The sequence below is a fragment of the Mesorhizobium sp. ArgA1 genome, from assembly GCF_053714375.1.
On the sequence record NZ_JBSKBQ010000065.1, the window covers coordinates 1 to 3,942 of the forward strand.

The following is a 3,942-nucleotide window of genomic DNA, read 5'->3' on the forward strand; positions in this document are numbered from 1 at the left end:
TCGACAACCTCGTCGCCGATCGGCAGGCGCTGCAAAACCGACTGGCGAGGCTGTGATTTTGGAGTTTCGAAACGGCACTTTCAGCGGCAGAAGCAACTGCTTGATCCTGATGGTGAGTAGACCCGCCCTGGGTGAATGGCGGCACGGCGTCGCGCGGCCATTGAGAGCGCAAGCGAACGCCTCTGTTGATCGCTGACAGGTAGCAACGACTATTCAACTGGCGGTGTGCGGGCACACCTGTGCGCGTCAAGTTGTCACAATTTCCAGGCGCTGTTGATCCATCAGCTTCCGCCAGCCGGAGCGGTCGGCATCGATGATGGGAGCTTCTGGATCGCGAGCTGACAATCGCAAGCCGGTATTTCCGTCCACCAAGGCGGAAAAATGGGAATCCTGCTGTGTATATAAGTTCATAAACACATAAAAAGCGGCGAGATCCGGCCATGCCGGCCCGATTAACAGTCCGAAGGGGAGACAGTTCGCGACATACGCAGGAACCGACGCGGTCTAGTTCGCCCTATTGGGTGCCGAATGTTTGGGCAAATCAGTTTGGCAGGTCGCCCCTAGGTGGTAGCCCACCGAAAGGGGCTCTGAACAATGGACCAATGCATCCAGGTGGAAAATTCGAGCATAGCGCCGGCCAACGTGCTCAGTCGACAAAAACGTCGGCTTGTTCGATCTTGAGGACAAGCCGGGTAGGCCGACGTCTTACGCGGCAACGTGGACTTTGCTGCCCGCTGCTAAGAAGCGGCTTTCAAGAGATGCGCGAAAAGGCAGCTCTGACAAATGAAGGACTGGAGATAAGTGGTTTTACTGAGAATGATTGCGTCGCCGCTTGGCGACCTGGCGTTTGCAGCTGAGGCGCAAGATGAAAGGCGGTCGTGTAACGCTTGTTGATCCCAATCGTCGAGTTGTTCGTCGGTCTGGACGGCTCGTCCCGGATCTAGCTCTTCACCAGAATATTGGGCCATCGCAGGCTGTGAAAGCACCTTTCGCGCGCTGCGGGGCGCTGCCAGCAGTGACTGCCTGTCGATCGGCTCCTTTAGATAGTTGAGCAACAGGATTGGTGCATCAGCGGCGCGCGGCCCGCTGAGGCTGATCTTGCCACGGCTGGCGACGGTCATCAGGCCGATATTCATCTGGAAGGTCGGCTGCGGATAGAGATCAAAGCTATCCGGCTTCAAAGCACGGGGAACAGTTCAAACTTGAAATTCGGCTCAACGAGGCCAAGCCGGGAGCGAATGAACGCGCATGCCTCATAGTGATTGGTCTCGGCAGCACCGGATTTCCACAGGAACCACTGGAGGCCGATCAACTGATTACGGGGAAACTGCGAGGCGCGTCCGAGCGATACCGACGGACTCTTGCAGGCCAGATGTGGATCGCCACATCCGGGTGGTCCTGGAAATTCGCTCCCACAACCGGTAGGTCGTGCACCACCGGAATGGAAAAGGACGTAAGCTTGGTAGCGTCACCAACCCCAGACTGCATCAGGAGCTTCGGCGAGTTCACCTAGCCGCCGCACAGTATGATCTCGCGATGGGCGGAAACCTGTTCGCGGCGACCGTCACGGACATACTCGACCGCGACAGCCCGTTTGTCCTTAAACAGGATCTTCTCCGCCGGGCTATCCGTACGGATCTCAAGGTTGGGGCTTTTGCGCACATCCGCCGTCAGGAAGGCAAAGGCGGTGCTGCAGCGATACCCGTCGACGATCGTTTGTTCATGAGGGGCAAACCCCTCCTGGCTTGCTGAATTCGAATCGCTGAGAATCGGATAACCCGCCTGCCTTCCTGCTTCCAGCCAAGCCTTGTTAATCGGGTTTTTCATCTTCGGCACACTGACGCGTAGCGGTCCGCTTCCACCGCGATATTGCGTCTCGCCAAAGTCTGATGTTTCGAATTTCTTGAAGTAGGGCAGTATGTCCGGTTTTGTGGCCTTCGCACAGCGCTTCCCCGTTTCGACGGTCACAATGACCTGTCAAGCGACACGAGGAATTGACCCCTCCTATTGCCTCACCGAGGAATGTTACCGAGGGCGGCGAATACCGAGATGCCCGTATCACCTGCCGCCGCGGCGGCAGGTGATACGGGCAAGCTCTTACACATTTCGTATCACCTACCCTCAGCTTTAGCCGCCAGGAAGAGTCGATCTGATTTGGCACATGCTTGTCGCGAAGGTTTGCCACTCGACGGCGTGCAAGGTCCACTTTTGGGGTCCAATTGAAGCAATGACGCTATTTTCCGGGTGCGGTGGGGTTGAGGAGCATTGGAGCAAATGGCTGCAGCTTCTACCGCGATACTGTCGAAGCCAGCCCAGGGCGGCGAATGCCACGAGGCGATTTCTTGCGGCGCGCACCGCCTCGCAGCAATTTCAGATTTCGGCGATCGCCCCACTCTTTTATCTGATCGAAACGGGCGCCAGCGCCCTCGAGAGGCTGGCCTCGCCGCGGCCGTAAGTCGCCGGATTATAGTTGACGATCGTGTCGGTCCTGGCCGTATCCAGCAACTGATTTTTGATCTGGATCGGTGTTGCTGTTGAGAATTTGCTGCCAAGGATGGCGGCATAGCCCGAAACCACAGGCGTCCCGTAAGATGTTCCCGGTAGGCCGGTGTTGTCATCTTCAACACCGACAGTCAGAAACTGGTTCTGCACGTCCAGATTCGAGCCGGGGTAATTCGAATAGGAGGCCAGCTCGGCCTTGTTCTCGGGAGTGCCATTGTGGTCGAGCGCACCGACAAAAATTGTTGTTGGCGCTCCCTCCAGATCGAGAGCTAGGAAATCCACGACCCCTTCCCTTGCGGTACCGATCTGGAAGCCCTCGTTGCCGGCAGATTTCGCGATCAAGGCAGTACCCGCCCGGGCCGTGTCGACAATCGACTGATCAAGCGGATCCCAGCTTACTGGATCAAAAAGGCTGTAGCTCAAATTGATGACATTGAGGCCATCGTGTAGGGTGATCGGGGTCTCGTCCTCATTGTCATGCTCGAAGTTATTGTCATGCTCGAACACGTTTGCCCCAGGGGCCACCATGCCAGCTATTTCGGCGTTCCATTTCCCGTGTAACTGGCTCTTTGGGCCGAGGCCCAGATCCCCGTCAATTTCGTTATCGGAGGTGAAGTCATCCACGATTGTCACCGACACACCAGAACCGGTGTAGCCTGATGCCCAAGCCTGGCCAATGTCCGGGCTCATCCAACAAAAGGTGCCGTCGGCGTTTTGTGGGCAGCCCGAGCTACTGCTCCCTGCAGCTGGAAGCTTTGCGACGGGGGCCCCATCGCTGAGGTCACCAGCGAAACCACTTTTTGCCGTCAGGCAGAGGAGGAGCCCGAGGCCGACAACGAGCGCTACCGGCAACGATTGGATCTTGCGCATATTAATCTTCCTGTCTGGTTTTGTTCTTCATTGGCGAAATGTCCCGCCCACGCCGTACTAGAACCGATGCATGAACCGCAGTTCGAGTTTCAGTCGGTTTGGGTGGAGGTTTGAGAGATATTTCAACGTGTCGGCAGGTTGGAGTTGTGAAGCCGCAAGGCGGCAATTCGCCGCTTGGACGCCGCCGATCGCGCCATAGTTAGCCGTGCAAGGTTGTTCCGTCAGGTTCCCGCCCAGGATCGATCTGACGGTGAGAGAAAGCGTGGTGGACGGTCTCGGTCGCTTTTGCACAACAAAACCGAGTTCCACACTTGGCGCGATGCGGAGCTTTTCGGCACGCTGACCCGTGCTCGCGCCCCACAGCAGACCGAAATCGTCCGACAACTGCGTCAACATTTCAAATCGCATGTCGATCCAGCTGCTATGAAACCACTTATCGAGAGACACCCATGTTCCGTCCCGCAGCTCGTAACCGCCCTGGCCTAGGCGGCGCGCGGCTTCGGTGAGCTCCGAACCCTGATGGATGCCAACAAGGCTGGTCTCCTGCCCGCTCGCAGCGGTCGCGCTGAC

4 protein-coding genes and 1 pseudogene are annotated in these 3,942 nt (G+C 57.4%); all 5 read right to left on the bottom strand.

Annotation, left to right across the window (positions count from 1 at the left end; translation table 11 throughout):
* Nucleotides 1–246: 246 nt before the first annotated feature.
* Nucleotides 247–411, bottom strand: coding sequence for a hypothetical protein (locus ACWGTI_RS32110; protein WP_454590614.1), 165 nt, complete (start codon nucleotides 409–411; stop codon nucleotides 247–249).
* A gap of 326 nt (nucleotides 412–737) precedes the next feature.
* Nucleotides 738–1,136, bottom strand: a complete 399-nt coding sequence (locus tag ACWGTI_RS32115; protein ID WP_454590615.1) for a GMC oxidoreductase — start codon at nucleotides 1,134–1,136, stop codon at nucleotides 738–740.
* Nucleotides 1,137–1,308: 172 nt separating this feature from the next.
* Nucleotides 1,309–1,968 (bottom strand): annotated as a pseudogene (locus tag ACWGTI_RS32120) (GMC family oxidoreductase).
* 429 nt (nucleotides 1,969–2,397) lie between these two features.
* Nucleotides 2,398–3,372, bottom strand: a complete 975-nt coding sequence (locus ACWGTI_RS32125; RefSeq protein ID WP_454590616.1) for a S8/S53 family peptidase — start codon at nucleotides 3,370–3,372, stop codon at nucleotides 2,398–2,400.
* A gap of 57 nt (nucleotides 3,373–3,429) precedes the next feature.
* Nucleotides 3,430–3,942: hypothetical protein (locus tag ACWGTI_RS32130; RefSeq protein WP_454590617.1), on the bottom strand; the 513-nt coding region annotated here is incomplete at its 5' end.